The organism is Pseudomonas sp. MIL19 (assembly GCF_028680365.1).
Taxonomy (GTDB): Bacteria; Pseudomonadota; Gammaproteobacteria; order Pseudomonadales; family Pseudomonadaceae; genus Aquipseudomonas; species Aquipseudomonas spirodelae.
In genome coordinates this window covers 1-341 of the sequence record NZ_JAPPVG010000098.1, presented here as the reverse complement: position 1 = coordinate 341, position 341 = coordinate 1, and the positions used below count along the sequence as shown (strand labels likewise).

Sequence of the window (341 nt, the reverse complement as noted above, 5' to 3'; positions counted from 1 at the left end):
TAGCCACCGTCATAACCATCGGCTTTGATTTGCGCCAACAGCGCCTTGGCACTGCGCCGCTGTTGCTTGGGGCGCAGCGAATCGGCTTTTAGCGCCTGCTCTAGCGTGACGTGAAAAGGGCTGAGTTTGTTAAAGATCGCGCGGCGTTGGTACACCGGCTGCTTGGCCTCAGGTGCTCTGACCCACTTGCGAATCGTGTTGCGCGCCAGCCCGGTGCGCTTGGCTATCTCATGCAGCGACAGCTTGTCGCGGAAATACATCCGCCGAATTTTGCCCATCATTTCCATACTGATCACCCTGTGTTCTCCTGCTCAAAAATTGAGCAGAAGCAGTTGAACACC

General features: G+C 56.0%; 1 pseudogene. It reads right to left on the bottom strand.

Annotated features, from left to right (window positions below):
• Positions 1–278 (bottom strand): annotated as a pseudogene (locus tag N1078_RS19520) (IS21 family transposase); the annotation flags it as partial.
• Positions 279–341 lie beyond the last annotated feature (63 nt).